The 17,112-nt window shown below is 48.6% G+C and carries 11 protein-coding genes, 15 tRNA genes and 3 rRNA genes; 3 read left to right on the top strand and 26 right to left on the bottom strand.

Annotated elements, in window-relative coordinates; genetic code table 11:
- Positions 1 to 6: 6 nt before the first annotated feature.
- Together glgD and EXW93_RS03385 are read right to left on the bottom strand one after the other, a co-directional pair.
- On the bottom strand, positions 7 to 1,107 hold the full coding sequence (glgD, locus tag EXW93_RS03390; RefSeq protein WP_023467325.1) for a glucose-1-phosphate adenylyltransferase subunit GlgD: 1,101 nt from the start codon (positions 1,105 to 1,107) through the stop codon (positions 7 to 9).
- Between the two features lie 13 nt (positions 1,108 to 1,120).
- Positions 1,121 to 2,281 (bottom strand): glucose-1-phosphate adenylyltransferase, encoded by a 1,161-nt coding sequence (locus tag EXW93_RS03385; protein WP_023467324.1) that lies wholly within the window; start codon positions 2,279 to 2,281, stop codon positions 1,121 to 1,123.
- Positions 2,282 to 2,487: 206 nt separating this feature from the next.
- Here EXW93_RS03385 and EXW93_RS03380 point away from each other — a divergent pair, with 206 nt between their 5' ends.
- Complete coding sequence (locus tag EXW93_RS03380; protein WP_058713998.1) at positions 2,488 to 4,263, top strand: transglycosylase domain-containing protein; 1,776 nt, start codon at positions 2,488 to 2,490, stop codon at positions 4,261 to 4,263.
- A gap of 1 nt (position 4,264) precedes the next feature.
- Here EXW93_RS03380 and EXW93_RS03375 read toward each other — a convergent pair whose 3' ends face one another.
- The 23 genes from EXW93_RS03375 to EXW93_RS03265 form a co-directional block, all read right to left on the bottom strand.
- Positions 4,265 to 4,831 carry a DUF5366 family protein gene (locus EXW93_RS03375; RefSeq protein WP_023467322.1) on the bottom strand — a complete coding sequence of 189 codons (567 nt, stop codon included), beginning with the start codon at positions 4,829 to 4,831 and terminating at the stop codon, positions 4,265 to 4,267.
- Between the two features lie 238 nt (positions 4,832 to 5,069).
- Positions 5,070 to 5,543, bottom strand: coding sequence for a tRNA (uridine(34)/cytosine(34)/5-carboxymethylaminomethyluridine(34)-2'-O)-methyltransferase TrmL (gene trmL, locus EXW93_RS03370; protein WP_023467320.1), 474 nt, complete (start codon positions 5,541 to 5,543; stop codon positions 5,070 to 5,072).
- Between the two features lie 3 nt (positions 5,544 to 5,546).
- Positions 5,547 to 6,026 (bottom strand): methylated-DNA--[protein]-cysteine S-methyltransferase, encoded by a 480-nt coding sequence (locus EXW93_RS16590; protein ID WP_023467318.1) that lies wholly within the window; start codon positions 6,024 to 6,026, stop codon positions 5,547 to 5,549.
- Positions 6,001 to 7,161: a tRNA epoxyqueuosine(34) reductase QueG gene (queG, locus tag EXW93_RS03360; protein ID WP_023467317.1), complete on the bottom strand. Its 1,161-nt coding sequence runs from the start codon at positions 7,159 to 7,161 to the stop codon at positions 6,001 to 6,003. The genes EXW93_RS16590 and queG overlap by 26 nt, the downstream gene beginning before the upstream one ends.
- An 87-nt stretch (positions 7,162 to 7,248) precedes the next feature.
- A tRNA-Gly gene (locus tag EXW93_RS03355) sits at positions 7,249 to 7,319 on the bottom strand.
- Between the two features lie 38 nt (positions 7,320 to 7,357).
- Positions 7,358 to 7,428 (bottom strand) — tRNA-Gly (locus EXW93_RS03350).
- Positions 7,429 to 7,432: 4 nt separating this feature from the next.
- Positions 7,433 to 7,513: transfer RNA gene (locus tag EXW93_RS03345), tRNA-Leu, on the bottom strand.
- A gap of 36 nt (positions 7,514 to 7,549) precedes the next feature.
- Positions 7,550 to 7,623 (bottom strand) — tRNA-Cys (locus EXW93_RS03340).
- Between the two features lie 6 nt (positions 7,624 to 7,629).
- Positions 7,630 to 7,704, bottom strand: a tRNA-Gly gene (locus EXW93_RS03335).
- Between the two features lie 8 nt (positions 7,705 to 7,712).
- Positions 7,713 to 7,784, bottom strand: a tRNA-Gln gene (locus EXW93_RS03330).
- A gap of 10 nt (positions 7,785 to 7,794) precedes the next feature.
- A tRNA-His gene (locus tag EXW93_RS03325) sits at positions 7,795 to 7,867 on the bottom strand.
- A 9-nt stretch (positions 7,868 to 7,876) separates the two neighbouring features.
- A tRNA-Trp gene (locus tag EXW93_RS03320) sits at positions 7,877 to 7,947 on the bottom strand.
- A 4-nt stretch (positions 7,948 to 7,951) separates the two neighbouring features.
- Positions 7,952 to 8,035: transfer RNA gene (locus tag EXW93_RS03315), tRNA-Tyr, on the bottom strand.
- 31 nt (positions 8,036 to 8,066) lie between these two features.
- Positions 8,067 to 8,142, bottom strand: a tRNA-Phe gene (locus EXW93_RS03310).
- Positions 8,143 to 8,149: 7 nt separating this feature from the next.
- Positions 8,150 to 8,225, bottom strand: a tRNA-Asp gene (locus EXW93_RS03305).
- Positions 8,226 to 8,233: 8 nt separating this feature from the next.
- Positions 8,234 to 8,307, bottom strand: a tRNA-Met gene (locus EXW93_RS03300).
- Positions 8,308 to 8,317: 10 nt separating this feature from the next.
- Positions 8,318 to 8,392, bottom strand: a tRNA-Glu gene (locus EXW93_RS03295).
- 21 nt (positions 8,393 to 8,413) lie between these two features.
- Positions 8,414 to 8,504 (bottom strand) — tRNA-Ser (locus EXW93_RS03290).
- Between the two features lie 26 nt (positions 8,505 to 8,530).
- Positions 8,531 to 8,605, bottom strand: a tRNA-Asn gene (locus EXW93_RS03285).
- Between the two features lie 6 nt (positions 8,606 to 8,611).
- Positions 8,612 to 8,727 (bottom strand): 5S ribosomal RNA (gene rrf, locus EXW93_RS03280).
- 102 nt (positions 8,728 to 8,829) lie between these two features.
- Positions 8,830 to 11,743 (bottom strand): 23S ribosomal RNA (locus EXW93_RS03275).
- A 166-nt stretch (positions 11,744 to 11,909) separates the two neighbouring features.
- Positions 11,910 to 13,471 (bottom strand): 16S ribosomal RNA (locus tag EXW93_RS03270).
- Together the 16S, 23S and 5S rRNA genes with 15 tRNA genes alongside form the textbook arrangement of a ribosomal RNA operon.
- Before the next feature lie 345 nt (positions 13,472 to 13,816).
- Positions 13,817 to 14,686: a nucleotidyltransferase-like protein gene (locus tag EXW93_RS03265; protein WP_035398755.1), complete on the bottom strand. Its 870-nt coding sequence runs from the start codon at positions 14,684 to 14,686 to the stop codon at positions 13,817 to 13,819.
- A gap of 114 nt (positions 14,687 to 14,800) precedes the next feature.
- Between EXW93_RS03265 and EXW93_RS03260 the strand changes: the two genes are divergently transcribed.
- A complete protein-coding gene (locus EXW93_RS03260) occupies positions 14,801 to 15,163 on the top strand; it encodes a DUF2614 family zinc ribbon-containing protein (protein ID WP_029340912.1) in 363 nt (120 codons plus the stop codon).
- Between the two features lie 14 nt (positions 15,164 to 15,177).
- Here the strand turns inward: EXW93_RS03260 and perR are convergent, their stop codons facing one another.
- Positions 15,178 to 15,600, bottom strand: coding sequence for a peroxide-responsive transcriptional repressor PerR (gene perR, locus EXW93_RS03255; RefSeq protein ID WP_369792039.1), 423 nt, complete (start codon positions 15,598 to 15,600; stop codon positions 15,178 to 15,180).
- 175 nt (positions 15,601 to 15,775) lie between these two features.
- Between perR and EXW93_RS03250 the strand changes: the two genes are divergently transcribed.
- Complete coding sequence (locus EXW93_RS03250) at positions 15,776 to 17,074, top strand: glutamate-1-semialdehyde 2,1-aminomutase (RefSeq protein ID WP_174316032.1); 1,299 nt, start codon at positions 15,776 to 15,778, stop codon at positions 17,072 to 17,074.
- Positions 17,075 to 17,112 lie beyond the last annotated feature (38 nt).

The following is a 17,112-nucleotide window of genomic DNA, read 5'->3' as shown; positions in this document are numbered from 1 at the left end:
TCTCCTTTAAACGATTGTTTGTTTTTTGATGACGATTGGTTCTTCTGCCGTTCCGCGGATGACTTGACCGCGTTTGACGGTGACTTCTTTATCGAGAATCGCGTACTCAACGACTGCGCCCTCTTCAATGACTGATTTTTGCATGATGATCGAATTCTTGACACGAGCGTGTTTACCGACTTTGACACCACGGAACAAGATGCTGTCCGTCGTCGTTCCTTCTAATTTACAGCCGTTCGCGACAAGTGAGTTCTTGATGTCAGAACCCGGTAGATAACGTGTCGGTGGCTCATGCTTGATTTTCGTATAGACGTGCTGGAAGTCATTGATTGCTCCCCATTGTTCAAGCAACAGCATGCTCTCACGATAGTATGAACGAAGCGAGTGAATGACTTGTGATGTACCACTGTACTCATAACCGTGCACGTGTAGACGGTTCAGTTGCGAACGAATGATACTCTGAAGTAAATCGTACTCACCACGAGCAATCGCTTCATCAATTAAACGAACAAAGAGATTTTTCGATAGAACGACCGTCTCCATGTAGAACGTCTCATCCGTCGGCTGGAATCCGCGTGATCCAATCGCTGTCACGCGATTCTGTTCACCAAAACGGATCGGGCGGCAGTATTTACAAGGTAGTTCACGCTTCGTATAGACGACTGTAATATCCGCATTCGATTCTTTATGTTCACGTAATACATCGCGATAATCCACCGCGGATAAGATGTTTGAACCAGAGACGACGACATAGTTTTCCTTACTGCGAAGGAAAAAATCACGGTGAAGGTGGAAGTTCGATAGATCCCCACGGAACTCGTTCGCATCTTGTGACAATGCAGGTGGGAAGATATAGAGTCCACCGTTTGAACGGTCAAGATCCCACTCTTTACCAGATCCAAGATGGTCCATCATGCCACGATATTTCTCGAGCGTAAAAATCCCGATGTTCGCGATATCGTTTTGTACCATGTTCGTTAATGTAAAATCGATTAACCGATAACGCCCTGCAAATGGAACTGCCGCTAAGTTACGATGCTCCGTCAATTCCTTGAAAAAGCCTTCTTCCCCACTCAGATTGATGACACCTAATAAATCGACCTTCATTCGAATATCCCCCTTATTGAATCGCTTCTTTGATGACTTCGTTCTTCTTGACGATACTGTCTGCTTCGATGACGAAAACTTCTCCGTCTGGAGAACCAATCGTTGCACCATCTTCTACGATCACGCCATCTGCTAAGATCGCCCGGTGAATCGTGACGTCTCGTCCGATTTTGACGTTCGGGAAGATGACCGAGTCTTTGACGAGTGATCCTTCTGCTACATCGACACCATAGAAGAGAACCGAATGATTGATTTCTCCTTCGATGTGGCATCCTTCGTTGATGATCGATGTCTCGACTGTCGCAGCGTTTCCAATGTATTGTGGTTGCTGATTCGGGTTGACCGAATGTACTTTCCATGACGGTTCGTACAAATCGAATTCAGGCTCTGCCGTCAATAGATCCATGTTCGCTTCCCAAAGGGATTGAATCGTCCCGACGTCTTTCCAGTATCCTTTGAATTTATACGCACGGATATTGAGATTTTCAAAAAGCATGTTCGGGATGATATTTTTACCGAAGTCAAAGCTTGATTCCGCATCGCCGGCATCTTGAATCAAGTGGCGTTTTAAGATATCCCAGTTAAAGACATAAATCCCCATCGATGCAAGATTTGATTTCGGATTTTTTGGTTTTTCTTCGAATTCATTGATTCGTAAGTCATCGTCCGTATTGAGGATACCAAATCGCGGTGCCTCGTCCCATGGTACTTCACGTACGGAAATCGTGACATCAGAACCTGTCACACGGTGTTCCTCAATCATCTTTTCGTAGTCCATTTTATAAATATGGTCGCCTGATAGAACAAGAACATATTCAGGGTCAAATTGATTGATATAACTCATGTTTCGATAAATAGCATTTGCTGTGCCCTCATACCAGTTTTTGCCGTTCTGTGCTTGGTATGGTGGAAGAATCGTTAATCCGCCATTACGACGATCCAAATCCCATGGACTTCCGATGCCAAGGTATCGATTCAACTCTAATGGTTCGTATTGCGTCAACACGCCAACTGTATCGATTCCTGAGTTCGTACAGTTCGAAAGTGGGAAATCAATGATCCGGTATTTTCCTCCAAATGCAACAGCTGGTTTCGCAGTGTGTTTCGTCAAAGCTCCCAGACGTTTCCCTTCTCCGCCTGCAAGTAACATCGCAACGACATTCTTTTTAGCCATTTCGTCCCCTCCATTTATGCTCTTTTTTTACAGATGACTCGCGTTCTAAAATCCACAGATACTTCTATATACCCAATCTTTTCTCTTTTTAATATAACATTCCTGCAAAATAGGTTTATTAAAATACAAAAATCGAAAAAAAATCTATTGATTTCTCCATAAAAGACCGATAATAGGAATGAAATGGCTTTTTGAAAGGAGTTCTCATGCGAATTACGACAGGATATCTCGTCTTACTTGGTCTTACAATGATGCTTCTGTTTTCCTTATTTTCAATTAAAGATGAGTTAAAAACAGCACGCACACTTTTTTTCTGGGCCGATGAACAGACGACACGACATCCACTGACCTCCTACCAACCAATCACCGTAACCTATGAAAACAAACGGGTCGAGCTCTATGACGGATTGCGACGGGATGACTTAACACCTCGAACATTGCCGAAAAAAGTCGAGCAAGCGTTTGTTGCTATCGAAGATCAGCGTTTCTATCAACATGACGGATATGACATCACAGGAATCTTGCGTGCGTTCACGAAAAACCAGTCTGATTCTAAATCTCAAGGTGGCAGTACGATCACACAACAACTAGCAAGAATGACATATCTAACAAACGAAAAAACATATACTAGAAAAATAAAAGAGTTGTTAATCGCTGTGTCTTTGGAGCAAAAATATTCGAAAAAAGAACTGATGACAGCGTATGTCAATCAAGCCTATTTCGCGAATAATATTTATGGCATCGAACTTGCCGCAAAATCGTATTTCAATAAGCCGGCACGCGAGTTAAATTGGTCAGAAGTCAGCTTTTTGACAGCGATTCCGAATAATCCTTCTCTTTACGACCCGCTACGTTTTCCTGAAAATACAAAAAAGCGCCAGCAACGAATCGTTCAAGCGTTAGTTCGTGATCGTGTACTGACCGATAAATTTACCGTTTCTCGTGTGTCGCCTCGATCCTATAAACCGCGTATTCCTTATCCAGATTATATCGATGCCACCGTTCAAGCTGCTGTTCGGATGACCGCTCAAAAAAAAGGTTGGAGTGAGCAGCGTGCTGCAGAATATCTGCATCAACAAGGGGCGGTCATCTCGACATATCTCGACTCAGCAGAACAACGACGGGCTAAAGAAGCTCTTCGCAATCTACCCAACCCGATTGAGGGTGCTTATGTTGGCATCGACGGACAAACACACGGAGTCACCGCTCTTGTCGGCTATAAATCCGAATTGACCGGTCAATTCAACCGGGCTGTACAATCCTACCGACAGCCTGGTTCAGCAATCAAACCGTTACTTGTCTACGGTCCTTATCTCGAGAAGACGAAAGCCCGCTTGTCCAGTACGCTAGACGGTAGTCCCGTCTGTATCGATGGCTACTGCCCTTCAAATAGCGGAAATCGAATACTTGGACGAGTGACGATTGCCGACGCAATTGCCTATTCCTACAACACACCAGCGATTCGCGCGTTCGCGGTCTCCTTCCGGGAAGGATTGAAGTCCATCCGTCCGTTTCAGTTCAGTCAATGGACACGGGAAGATGATGCGTTTACGAGTGCTCTAGGCGGTTTACAGTACGGGATTAGTCCATATGAACTGACAAATGCCTATACCGTATTCGTCAATGACGGGATCTATCGACCGGCGTCGATGATTAAAAGTATTACGCTTAAGAATGGAACGGTCGAACGACCACAAGAAAAGGAACAACGGATTTGGTCCAGTCAGACGAACCGGGAATTACGGGCTGGTTTGAAAAATGTCATGACGTATGGAACGGGACGCAAAGGATTTGACTCCTCTGCTCGTTATATTGGAGGAAAAACAGGAACAACGAACGACAATAAGGATATGTGGTTCGTTGGCATCAAAAATCAACATATCGGAGGGATTTGGCTAGGGGCAGATCGCCCGCGTCCTTTCCCTGTCGAAGCGAATGCAACGCTACAGGTTAAGACGTGGGCAACGATTTTACGCCCTTGAGTCAACTCGGAAATAAAATTGCTTCCCCGAAGGAATTAAATAAAGTCAAACCGACCCATGATAGACCAGCAAGTAGAACGCCCCAGGCCAAGAAGGAGAAGATGATCAATCCGACGGCTCCTGCTGCACTCGTCATCTTACTGATTTGTACTGTATAAAAGATAAAATAGATGAGGAAGGACGCAAGCAACACGATTCCGACATGTAAGAAGGACGTCATGAAGGCAAAGCTGACACAACCTCCGATAAGTAACAGAATACTACCCGGACGTAACATGCCGAGTGTCGTCCCCTCTTGTTCCTTGATGAAAAAGGCGAAACCGAGTTGATTGATCGTATCCGATAATAACTTCAATGAACTGAAGATCATGAAGTAGACGATCAAAAAGCCGAGCCAAACGACGAGCTTCGTATCGCGCGCCGTCAAGAGTTGCAGTAGTTCATCGTACACACCAACTTGATCGAGCCAATGTAATGCGAGTTCTGTCGTTGCAATTGCAAGGGATGTACTAAATAACAAGATGCTGATCAGCGGGGCATAACTTAACAGGTAAACATTCGTACGCATGTGGAGTCTCCATTCATAGAAAATTCATATGTAGCACACAATTTCACTTACAGGTATACTATAATAGATTATATCGGTTCAAGAGACTGAAGGGGGAAACAAAAATGGCATTTATCTTAATGGTCGGCGTAAGTCTTGCGTTTTTGACAGCAATCTTCACTGCAGGCTACAACAAAAAACCTGAAGGTAACGAATAATTCATAAAAGCTCCATCCTGAATCAGGATGGAGCTTTTGCTTTATAGAAGACCTGCATATCCTTGCTGACGCAATGCTTCATAGACGATGATCGCTGCCGTGTTCGAGACGTTCAGTGAACGAACGAGGTTCGATTGAGGGAGACGGATACAACGCTCCGCGTTCGCATCGATGACTTCAAGCGGCAATCCTTTTGTTTCCCGACCAAAGACAAAGAAATAATCCTGTTCGACGTCCGATAAGTCGATCTGGCTCGGGTACTGTTCTCCATATTTCGTAATATAGTAGAAAATCCCCTCCGGATGCTTCTCCCACAGTTCTTCTAACGAATCATGATAACGGACATCGACGAATTCCCAGTAATCGAGACCCGCACGTTTAAGCTGCTTATCGTCCGTCGAGAAGCCGAGCGGTCGGATCAAGTGAAGGACGGAATGCGTCGCTGCACATGTTCGTGAAATATTTCCTGTGTTTTGAGGAATCTCCGGTTGATACATAACGACATGAATAGCCATGGTTTAATTCTCTCCTATCTCATGCGCTAAAAGCGCTTCTTTATGGGCAATCCCACTTGCAAAACCCGTCAGTTTACCAGTCGCCCCGATGACACGGTGACACGGATAAATTAGCGCGATCGGATTCCGGTTCAAGGCACCGCCAACGGCTCGTGCTGCCTTTGGTTTCCCAATCATTCGAGCCAGTTCACCGTAACTGATCGTCTGACCAAACGGAACGGTTCGTAAAGCGTGCAATACTTGCTCTGCAAAAGGCGTGACACGCAACTGACAAGGAAGTGCATCAAGCGCTTGTCGATCGCCTACTGCGTAACGATCAAACGCCATGCGCCAAGCATTCGGTAATTCACCGTCGTCGGTTTCTTTTTGCAAATAGGTTCGAGCACGCTCTTCATTCAATCCAAAATCGAGATACACGATGTGCTCTTTTTCCCATGCGACGAGCAACGTACCAAACTCATAAGTGAGCTGTTGAAATGGCATCTGCTTCCCCCCACTCCTCAAGTAACCGTTGTCCTTCGGTTTGCACATCCACTGCAATATCGGCTAAAAGACGTGATTCGATGTACGACTTCTCATCGATTCCGCCAATCCGGCCGACTGCCCAGAGTGCCAGTGCCCGCATGTCTTCCCGGGCATCCGTTTCTGTCATTAACCGTAACGCTTCAATCGCGCTCTTGTCTCGGTAATGGACGAGCGCACAAATCGCATTACGCTGAATCGGCTTCTTTCCACGCCATGCGCCAGACAACGTCCCGAACCGGCTCTTGAACTCACGGTTACTCATAGATAAGAGTGGAACTAAGAGCGGTTTGACTTGCTCTGGATCCGGCTGCAGTTCAGCGTGATGTGTCGCATTTTTCTTCCGGTTATACGGACATACTTGCTGACACGTATCACAACCGTATAGACGGTTCCCAAGCGCCATTCGGAATGGTTCTGGCAGTAATGTTTTCGTCTGCGTCAAAAACGAGATGCACCGTTTAGCGTCGATGACGCCAGGTTCAACAAGCGCATCCGTCGGACAAGCGTCGATACACTTATTGCATGTCCCACACAATTCTTCGACTGGCTGATCCGGCGGTAGGACGATATCTGTAATCAGTTCACCAAGATAGAGATAGGATCCGTGCTCCTCACTGATGATCGAGCAGTTTTTCCCACTGAATCCGATACCTGCTCGTTCTGCTACTGCACGATCGACGAGTTCTCCTGTATCGACCATCGAGCGCGTCCTTGCACCTGGACTCAATTCTTGAATTTTTTCTTCAAGTAACGTTAAGCGTTGTCGCAACGCCTGGTGATAATCGAGTCCCCAGGACGATCGACAAAAGATTCCCCGTCGCTCCCCTTCCTTACCACGAGGTGCATTTTTGAGAGTACTTGGATACGCTACCGCAATGGCAATGATTGAAGCAGCATCTTCAACGAGTAGAGACGGTGTCGTTCGAAGATCGAGATCGGGCTCTTCAAAACCAGAAGCGAATCCTTTTTCTTGTTGCGCTTGCAAGCGACGTTTTAAGACAAGAAATGGATCAGCCGTCGTCACCTTCAGCTCATCGATCCCAATCTCTGCTGCGTACTCTTGTAAAGCCAGTTTCAATTGTACACCATCCATCACGACTCACTCCTTTCCTGTTAAGATTCCTTCCTAAACAAAAAGAGCAAGGTGTCAGCGAAAACGACACATTGCTCTTTTTTGGTAAGCGGGTGAAGGGAATCGAACCCTCGTCATCAGCTTGGAAGGCTGAGGTTTTACCATTAAACTACACCCGCATGATCAGGTGAAACATCAGATTGTGTAAAAAGTATAAAGCGGGTGAAGGGAATCGAACCCTCGTCATCAGCTTGGAAGGCTGAGGTTTTACCATTAAACTACACCCGCAAGATACCGGTGGTCGGAATCGAACCGACACTCCAAAGGAACACGATTTTGAGTCGTGCGCGTCTACCAGTTCCGCCACACCGGCACAATCTCTTGCAAAACTATTTAGTTGAGAAATAGTTGGAGGCGCCAGTCAGAATCGAACTGACGATAAAGGAGTTGCAGTCCTCTGCCTTACCACTTGGCTATGGCGCCACTCATTGGAGCGGAAGACGGGATTCGAACCCGCGACCCCGACCTTGGCAAGGTCGTATTCTACCACTGAACTACTTCCGCTTGAAAAGCTGGGCTGGAAGGGATCGAACCTTCGCGTGCTGGAATCAAAATCCAGTGCCTTACCACTTGGCTACAGCCCAATAATAAGAGGGCGACTGATGGGAATTGAACCCACGAATGCCGGAATCACAATCCGGTGCGTTAACCACTTCGCCACAATCGCCATGGTAAACAGGGGCAGCAGGAATCGAACCCGCGCTGACGGTTTTGGAGACCGTAGTTCTACCGCTAAACTATGCCCCTATGGTGGTGGGGGGGGGCGGATTCGAACCGCCGAACCCGAGGGAGCGGATTTACAGTCCGCCGCGTTTAGCCACTTCGCTACCCCCCCACAAATGGGAAAATCATGTTGTTAATAAAGATGGTGGCTTTGGACGGAATCGAACCGCCGACACAAGGATTTTCAGTCCTTTGCTCTACCAACTGAGCTACAAAGCCTTAACAATGGCGGTCCTGACGGGATTCGAACCCGCGATCTCCTGCGTGACAGGCAGGCATGTTAACCGCTACACCACAGGACCGTATGTAATTGCGGGGGCCGGATTTGAACCGACGACCTTTGGGTTATGAGCCCAACGAGCTACCAGACTGCTCCACCCCGCGACGCTATAAATGGTGACCCGTACGGGATTCGAACCCGTGTTACCGCCGTGAAAGGGCGGTGTCTTAACCGCTTGACCAACGGGCCATTATGAATTGAAAGTGATGATGGCGGAGAGCAAGGGATTCGAACCCTTGAGACGCTTTTGACGCCTACACGATTTCCAATCGTGCTCCTTCGGCCACTCGGACAGCTCTCCATTGTACGTGGTGAAGAAGTAATAAATGGCTCCGCAAGTAGGATTTGAACCTACGACCTACCGGTTAACAGCCGGTTGCTCTACCGCTGAGCTATTGCGGAACGATCGCCTGGCAGCGTCCTATCCTCACAGGGGGAAGCCCCCAACTACTTTCGGCGTTCAAGTGCTTAACTTCCGTGTTCGGCATGGGAACGGGTGTGACCACTTGGCTATCGCCACCAGACATTTATTATCTTAACATTATGTTCACATAACGTCAAGACTTTTTTTCATTTTTTTGAAAGGCTCGCGCCCTCAAAACTGAAGTCATCAACAATGCATCTGCTAGAACAAGGCCTCGACCGATTAGTATCACTCAGCTCCACATGTCGCCATGCTTCCACCCGTGACCTATCTACCTCATCGTCTCTGAGGGGTCTTTCTTGATTACTCAAAGGGAAATCTCATCTTGGAGGGGGCTTCATGCTTAGATGCTTTCAGCATTTATCCCGTCCGCACGTAGCTACCCAGCGATGCTCCTGGCGGAACAACTGGTACACCAGCGGTGCGTCCATCCCGGTCCTCTCGTACTAAGGACAGCTCTCCTCAAATTTCCTGCGCCCACGACGGATAGGGACCGAACTGTCTCACGACGTTCTGAACCCAGCTCGCGTACCGCTTTAATGGGCGAACAGCCCAACCCTTGGGACCTACTCCAGCCCCAGGATGCGATGAGCCGACATCGAGGTGCCAAACCTCCCCGTCGATGTGGACTCTTGGGGGAGATCAGCCTGTTATCCCCAGGGTAGCTTTTATCCGTTGAGCGATGGCCCTTCCATGCGGAACCACCGGATCACTAAGCCCGACTTTCGTCCCTGCTCGACTTGTAGGTCTCGCAGTCAAGCTCCCTTCTGCCTTTGCGCTCTACGAATGATTTCCAACCATTCTGAGGGAACCTTTGGGCGCCTCCGTTACTGTTTAGGAGGCGACCGCCCCAGTCAAACTACCCGCCTGACACGGTCCTCCAGCCGGATCACGGCTGCGAGTTAGAGACTCTATGCATGAAGGGCGGTATCCCAAGGGTGACTCCTCCGAAGCTGGCGCTCCGGGCTCGACGTCTCCCGCCTATCCTGTACATCATGCACAAAGCCTCAATATCAGGCTGTAGTAAAGCTCCATGGGGTCTTTCCGTCCTGTCGCGGGTAACCTGCATCTTCACAGGTACTATGATTTCACCGGGTCTCTCGTTGAGACAGTGCCCAAATCGTTACGCCTTTCGTGCGGGTCGGAACTTACCCGACAAGGAATTTCGCTACCTTAGGACCGTTATAGTTACGGCCGCCGTTTACTGGGGCTTCGGTTCAAAGCTTCGCTTGCGCTAACCCATCCCCTTAACCTTCCAGCACCGGGCAGGCGTCAGCCCCTATACGTCATCTTGCGATTTAGCAGAGACCTGTGTTTTTGCTAAACAGTCGTTTGGGCCTATTCACTGCGGCTCTACTCATGTAGAGCGTCCCTTCTCCCGAAGTTACGGGACCATTTTGCCGAGTTCCTTAACGAGAGTTATCCCGCGCGTCTTAGAATTCTCATCTCGCCTACCTGTGTCGGTTTACGGTACTGGCGCCTTCCCCCTCACTAGAGGCTTTTCTTGGCAGTGTGAAATCGTGACCTACGTCCCTACGGGACTCCGCGTCGTTCCTTGACTTTGATGCCTGACGGATTTGCCAATCAGACGGTCTTGAAACTTGCACATGCACTTCCATCCGCATGCGTCACTATCCTCCTGCGTCCCCCCATTGTTCAAACGGTGGATCGGCGGTACAGGAATATCAACCTGTTATCCATCGCCTACGCCTTTCGGCCTCGGCTTAGGTCCAGACTAACCCTGAGCGGACGAGCCTTCCTCAGGAAACCTTGGGCTTTCGACGGAGGGGATTCTCACCCCTCTTTTCGCTACTCACACCGGCATTCTCACTTCCAAACGCTCCACTGCTCCTTCCGGTACAGCTTCACAGCGGTTTGGAACGCTCCCCTACCATTCCTTACGGAATCCGCAGCTTCGGTGGTATGTTTAGCCCCGTTACATTTTCGGCGCGGCGCCACTCGACTAGTGAGCTATTACGCACTCTTTGAATGGTGGCTGCTTCTAAGCCAACATCCTAGCTGTCTAGGCAGCGCCACATCCTTTTCCACTTAACATACACTTTGGGACCTTAGCTGGCGGTCTGGGCTGTTTCCCTCTTGACTACGGATCTTATCACTCGCAGTCTGACTCCCGAGTATAAGTTGCTGGCATTCGGAGTTTAACTGAATTCGGTAACCCTGTGGGGGCCCCTAGTCCAATCAGTGCTCTACCTCCAGAACTCTCAACCTCGAGGCTAGCCCTAAAGCTATTTCGGGGAGAACCAGCTATCTCCAGGTTCGATTGGCATTTCACCGCTACCCACACCTCATCCCCGCACTTTTCAACGTGCGTGGGTTCGGACCTCCAGTCAGTGTTACCTGACCTTCATCCTGGACATGGGTAGATCACCTGGTTTCGGGTCTACGACAACGCACTGAACGCCCTGTTCAGACTCGCTTTCGCTACGGCTCCGCCTCATCGGCTTAACCTCGCGCGTTATCGTAACTCGCCGGTTCATTCTACAAAAGGCACGCCATCACCCGTTAACGGGCTCTGACTACTTGTAGGCATACGGTTTCAGGATCTATTTCACTCCCCTTCCGGGGTGCTTTTCACCTTTCCCTCACGGTACTGGTTCACTATCGGTCACTAGGGAGTATTTAGCCTTGGGAGATGGTCCTCCCGGATTCCGACGGGGTTTCACGTGTCCCGCCGTACTCAGGATCCACTCTGGAGGGAAAACAGTTTCAGCTACAGGGCTGTCACCTTCTTCGGCCGACCTTTCCAGGTCCTTCACCTACTGTCTTCCTTTTTGACTCCGTATAGAGTGTCCTACAACCCCGAAGAGCATGCTCTCCGGTTTGGGCTGTTCCCATTTCGCTCGCCGCTACTCAGGGAATCGCATTTGCTTTCTCTTCCTCCGGGTACTTAGATGTTTCAGTTCCCCGGGTCTGCCTCACGCTACACTATGTATTCATGTAACATGTCCCATCCCATTACAGATGGTGGGTTCCCCCATTCGGAAATCTTCGGATCAAAGCATACTTACTGCTCCCCGAAGCATATCGCTGTTCGTCGCGTCCTTCATCGGCTCCTAGTGCCAAGGCATCCACCGTACGCCCTTCATACCTTGATCTAGCGTTGGTATTCTAAGAACACACGTCTAATGACATGGTTAATTAAAAGTTTTGATGTCTTGTTGATGTCTTCAGTTTTCAAGGTGCGAGTGTCTCTTTCGAGACTGAGAGACGAGCTCTCAAAACTGAACGATGGGCATGTCCCGTAAGGGACGTTTTCCTTAGAAAGGAGGTGATCCAGCCGCACCTTCCGATACGGCTACCTTGTTACGACTTCACCCCAATCATCTACCCCACCTTCGACGGCTGGCTCCTTGCGGTTACCTCACCGGCTTCGGGTGTTGCAAACTCTCGTGGTGTGACGGGCGGTGTGTACAAGACCCGGGAACGTATTCACCGCAGTATGCTGACCTGCGATTACTAGCGATTCCGACTTCATGCAGGCGAGTTGCAGCCTGCAATCCGAACTGGGAACGGCTTTATGGGATTGGCTCCACCTCGCGGTCTCGCTGCCCTTTGTACCGTCCATTGTAGCACGTGTGTAGCCCAACTCATAAGGGGCATGATGATTTGACGTCATCCCCACCTTCCTCCGGTTTGTCACCGGCAGTCTCCCTAGAGTGCCCAACTGAATGCTGGCAACTAAGGATAGGGGTTGCGCTCGTTGCGGGACTTAACCCAACATCTCACGACACGAGCTGACGACAACCATGCACCACCTGTCACCATTGTCCCCGAAGGGAAAACTTGATCTCTCAAGCGGTCAATGGGATGTCAAGAGTTGGTAAGGTTCTTCGCGTTGCTTCGAATTAAACCACATGCTCCACCGCTTGTGCGGGTCCCCGTCAATTCCTTTGAGTTTCAGCCTTGCGGCCGTACTCCCCAGGCGGAGTGCTTAATGCGTTAGCTTCAGCACTGAGGGGCGGAAACCCCCCAACACCTAGCACTCATCGTTTACGGCGTGGACTACCAGGGTATCTAATCCTGTTTGCTCCCCACGCTTTCGCGCCTCAGCGTCAGTTACAGACCAAAGAGTCGCCTTCGCCACTGGTGTTCCTCCACATCTCTACGCATTTCACCGCTACACGTGGAATTCCACTCTTCTCTTCTGTACTCAAGCCTTCCAGTTTCCAATGGCCCTCCCCGGTTGAGCCGGGGGCTTTCACATCAGACTTAAAAGGCCGCCTGCGCGCGCTTTACGCCCAATAATTCCGGACAACGCTTGCCACCTACGTATTACCGCGGCTGCTGGCACGTAGTTAGCCGTGGCTTTCTCGTAAGGTACCGTCAAGGTACGAGCATTCCCTCTCGTACGTGTTCTTCCCTTACAACAGAGTTTTACGATCCGAAAACCTTCATCACTCACGCGGCGTTGCTCCATCAGACTTTCGTCCATTGTGGAAGATTCCCTACTGCTGCCTCCCGTAGGAGTCTGGGCCGTGTCTCAGTCCCAGTGTGGCCGATCACCCTCTCAGGTCGGCTATGCATCGTCGCCTTGGTGTGCCGTTACCCCACCAACTAGCTAATGCACCGCAAGGCCATCTCAAGGTGACGCCGGAGCGCCTTTCATCAACGGACCATGCGGTCCGATGAACTATCCGGTATTAGCTCCGATTTCTCGGAGTTATCCCAATCCTTGAGGCAGGTTCCTTACGTGTTACTCACCCGTCCGCCGCTCATTCCGCTGCCTTCCCTCCGAAGAGTTCCGTCAGTTTCCTGCGCTCGACTTGCATGTATTAGGCACGCCGCCAGCGTTCGTCCTGAGCCAGGATCAAACTCTCCATAAAGTGTTTGACTTGCTCGTTGTGTGACCGAAGTCACGATTGACGAAGCTTGCGCTTCATTCATGTTTGTATTCCGTAGAATACGATTTTTGCCTCATCGTTCAGTTTTCAAAGTTCGTCGTGTCGTTTTCAGCGACTTTAATAAGATATCACGGAATAACTTAAGCGTCAATCCTTTTTTGAAATCTTTTTTCTTTCTCGTCACCGTCCAGTGCGTGTTGCCCTGTCGACATGTATTAATATACTATCTCGGTATAATACCGTCAATAGTTTTTCTAAAAAAACTTTTGAAATCTTTTTCCTTCTATATATAGCCAAAACAACACATAGAAAAAATAAAGCCGATCGTCATACGACCGGCTCATACGTTACGAGTTCGACCCCTGCTCCTTTAGTTGTTTGATACGAAATCCTGATCAGACCTTTTCGCATAAAGAAATCAATCAGACTACTTAAATCCACTTTGACTTCTTGCAGTCGCTCTTCTTCCATCAATTCATACATTGTCCAAGGACTTGTCCGCTCACGCATGATTTCAAATAAATAGCGTCCTCCCGATAAGACCTTCGACTGCAGAAGATGCTCAAGTCCAATCAAGGCTAGGTGAATACGTTGATCTAATGTCTCTTCACTCATCAATAATTGTTCATATAGTTTATAGACATCCGGATCATCGAGTCGCGCTTGTTCCCAGACGACTGTTTCGGGATGTTTTCCTTTTTCCAGAACAGATAATCGCGCGAGATGATGCAAAGCGTGATGGACGTGTGTATAGGCATCATAATGATGTCCGCGACTGAACAAGTTCCTTCCGTCTTGGAAACGACGCAGAAGTTTAGCGAATGAGATCGTCATCTGTAGACATCTTTCCTCATCAGGAAAGTTTAAGAGTTGCCGTTTTAAGTCAACTAAGTAATCGTTCCGTTCGAAAACGATCGTTCCTTCTGCAATCCAGTGAATCGCGCGTCGATTCGCATTTAACAAAATCCAGCGTGATAAGACATCTTCATGTACGAGGTGTAATGACACCTTTAGTGTATTCAGTCGATAATGTTTGATCGTCCACTCGACTTCTGGGTCTCTCGTGATGACGACAAGAAGTGTATCAAATTGATCCGTCAAGGAATCCCGTGGTTGCCGTTTCTCAACAGCAATGATCCCTTGTGTTTCACGATAAGCCGCGTATTCCGAATAAATCGTTCGTGTTGCTTGTTCCATGTACTTCTCACCCTTCTATACGAACTCGTCGTTACCATTTTCGACAAAAAAACAAGCTTTCCTTCTTCAGGCAATCCCACTTCTTATGCTAGACTGACAACAGGGGGAATTCACTTGAAAAAACAACGTAAAAATAAAATAAACCGCGCGAGAAACTTAGCTATGTTTCTTGTGTTCGGTGGGATGCTCGTCATGTATGGCGGTCTATTACTCAAACAATTTGAAATCATCATGGTCTTACTCATGCTTCTCGGTTTCGTCATGGTTCTCGCCAGTACGGCACTCTATTTCTTGATTGGTCTGACATCAACGAAGGCAGCTGTCGTCACTTGTCCGAACTGCGGAAAAGAAACAAAAGTCCTTGGTCGCGTCGACTTATGTATGCATTGCGATGAACCACTGACGATGGATCCGTCTCTTGAAGGAAAAGAATTCGATGAAAAATATAATAAACATAATAAACGAGCTCCCCGCTAAGGCAGCTCGTTTTTTTATTGGACATTCGATTGACAGTCCGGACAAGTTCCGTACACTTCTAATCGGTGACGATCGACTTTAAAGCCTGTTAAGTGCGCCGCAACCGTCTCAACATCATCGAGCACAGGATAGTTGAAATCAACGATCTTTCCACAGTTCTCACAGATCATGTGGTAATGGCGTGTCGTAACGAAATCGAAGCGACTTGAAGCGTCTCCGTAATTCATTTCCTCAACGATTCCCTTTTCTCGAAACACGCGTAAGTTATTATATACAGTCGCCACACTCATGTTTGGAAAACGATGTTCGAGTGCACGATAAATCTCATCCGCTGTCGGATGCGTGTGTCCCGTCGTTAAATATTCCAAAATCGCGTGACGTTGTGGTGTCATTCGAACGCCTGATTCCCGAAGTGACTTCACGGCGTCATCCAGCATTTCGTTAGCCACGTCCATCCCCTCATTTCTATCTTTCATTGATTATCAGATTGTAATCTTTATAATTAGTCTACCTACAAATAGGCATTCCGTCAACGGCTCTGCACCGGATTTGACGTCCATGATACAATCATATCGTGATATTTTTCACGAATCATCGATTGGAGGAATCCTCATGTCTATCCACACTACACGTCCTACTTCAGAGGCGTTATATGAAATCGCACAAGAGTGTATCGTCGGTGGCGTCAACAGCCCATCGCGTTCATTCAAAGCCGTCGGTGGCGGCGCACCTGTCTATATGGAACGCGGAGAAGGTGCTTACTTTTATGATGTCGATGGCAATCGCTATATCGATTACTTAGCAGCCTACGGTCCGATCATCACGGGACACGGTCACCCTCACATTACGGAAGCGATCACCCATGCTGCCCAAAATGGTCTTCTTTACGGCACACCACACCGTCTAGAAATCGACTTTGCACATAAACTACAAAAAGCGATTCCTTCGCTTGAAAAAGTACGCTTTACGAACTCGGGAACCGAAGCTGTCATGACGACGATTCGCGTCGCACGTGCGTATACGGGTCGTGAGCTCGTCGTGAAGTTCAGTGGATGTTACCACGGTCACTCGGATTTGATGCTGATTGCAGCAGGAAGCGGACCAGCGACACTTGGTTCTCCCGATTCAGCTGGTGTCACGAAAGCGACGGCAAAAGAAGTCATTACGACACCATTCAATGATATCGAATCGTACCGTCAAATCATGGAACAATGGGGCGATCAAGTCGCTTGTGTACTCGTTGAACCGATCGTCGGAAACTTCGGTATCGTCGAACCGCAACCTGGATTCCTTGCTGCGGTCAACGAAATCACGCATGCACACGGCGCACTCGTCATCTATGATGAAGTCATCACAGCCTTCCGCTTCACGTACGGCAGTGCACAAGAGTTACTCGATATCCGTCCTGATATGACGGCACTCGGCAAAATCATCGGTGGTGGTTTACCGATCGGCGCTTATGGCGGTCGCAAAGAAATCATGGAACACGTCGCGCCACTCGGTCCGGCTTACCAAGCAGGTACGATGGCAGGTAACCCGGCATCCATGGCTGCGGGTATCGCTTGTCTTGAATTACTTGAGAAGCCTGGTGTCTATGAACAACTCGATCACCTTGGCGCCTTACTCGAACAAGGTGTGCTAGAAGCAGCAAAACGTCATGACGTCACGATTACGATCAACCGTCTAAAAGGTGCCATGACGGTCTACTTCACGGATGAAACAGTCATCGATTACGATGGTGCAGAACGTGCAGATAGCGAGATGTTCGGACGTTTCTTCAAATTGATGCTAGAAGAAGGCGTCAACCTTGCCCCTTCGAAATACGAAGCGTGGTTCTTGACGACGGAACATACGGAAGCCGACATCACAGAGACGATCGCAGCAGTCGATCGTGCCTTTGCTCGACTCTAAGTCCCCCCACTAAAAAAGCAGCGACCTCGCAAAGGTCG

It is taken from the genome of Exiguobacterium sp. JMULE1 (assembly GCF_013337175.1).
Lineage (GTDB): Bacteria > Bacillota > Bacilli > Exiguobacteriales > Exiguobacteriaceae > Exiguobacterium_A > Exiguobacterium_A indicum.
Note: the sequence above shows the minus strand (reverse complement) of the source record. Positions and strands in the feature narration are given on the sequence as shown.

Coding starts and splice junctions, on each gene's coding strand:
- glgD (WP_023467325.1), bottom strand. CDS start 1,107: ATGAAGGTCGATTTATTAGGTGTCATCAATCTGAGTGGGGAAGAAGGC.
- EXW93_RS03385 (WP_023467324.1), bottom strand. CDS start 2,281: ATGGCTAAAAAGAATGTCGTTGCGATGTTACTTGCAGGCGGAGAAGGG.
- EXW93_RS03380 (WP_058713998.1), top strand. CDS start 2,488: ATGCGAATTACGACAGGATATCTCGTCTTACTTGGTCTTACAATGATG.
- EXW93_RS03375 (WP_023467322.1), bottom strand. CDS start 4,831: ATGCGTACGAATGTTTACCTGTTAAGTTATGCCCCGCTGATCAGCATC.
- trmL (WP_023467320.1), bottom strand. CDS start 5,543: ATGGCTATTCATGTCGTTATGTATCAACCGGAGATTCCTCAAAACACA.
- EXW93_RS16590 (WP_023467318.1), bottom strand. CDS start 6,026: ATGCCATTTCAACAGCTCACTTATGAGTTTGGTACGTTGCTCGTCGCA.
- queG (WP_023467317.1), bottom strand. CDS start 7,161: ATGGATGGTGTACAATTGAAACTGGCTTTACAAGAGTACGCAGCAGAG.
- EXW93_RS03265 (WP_035398755.1), bottom strand. CDS start 14,686: ATGGAACAAGCAACACGAACGATTTATTCGGAATACGCGGCTTATCGT.
- perR (WP_369792039.1), bottom strand. CDS start 15,600: ATGCTGGATGACGCCGTGAAGTCACTTCGGGAATCAGGCGTTCGAATG.
- EXW93_RS03250 (WP_174316032.1), top strand. CDS start 15,776: ATGTCTATCCACACTACACGTCCTACTTCAGAGGCGTTATATGAAATC.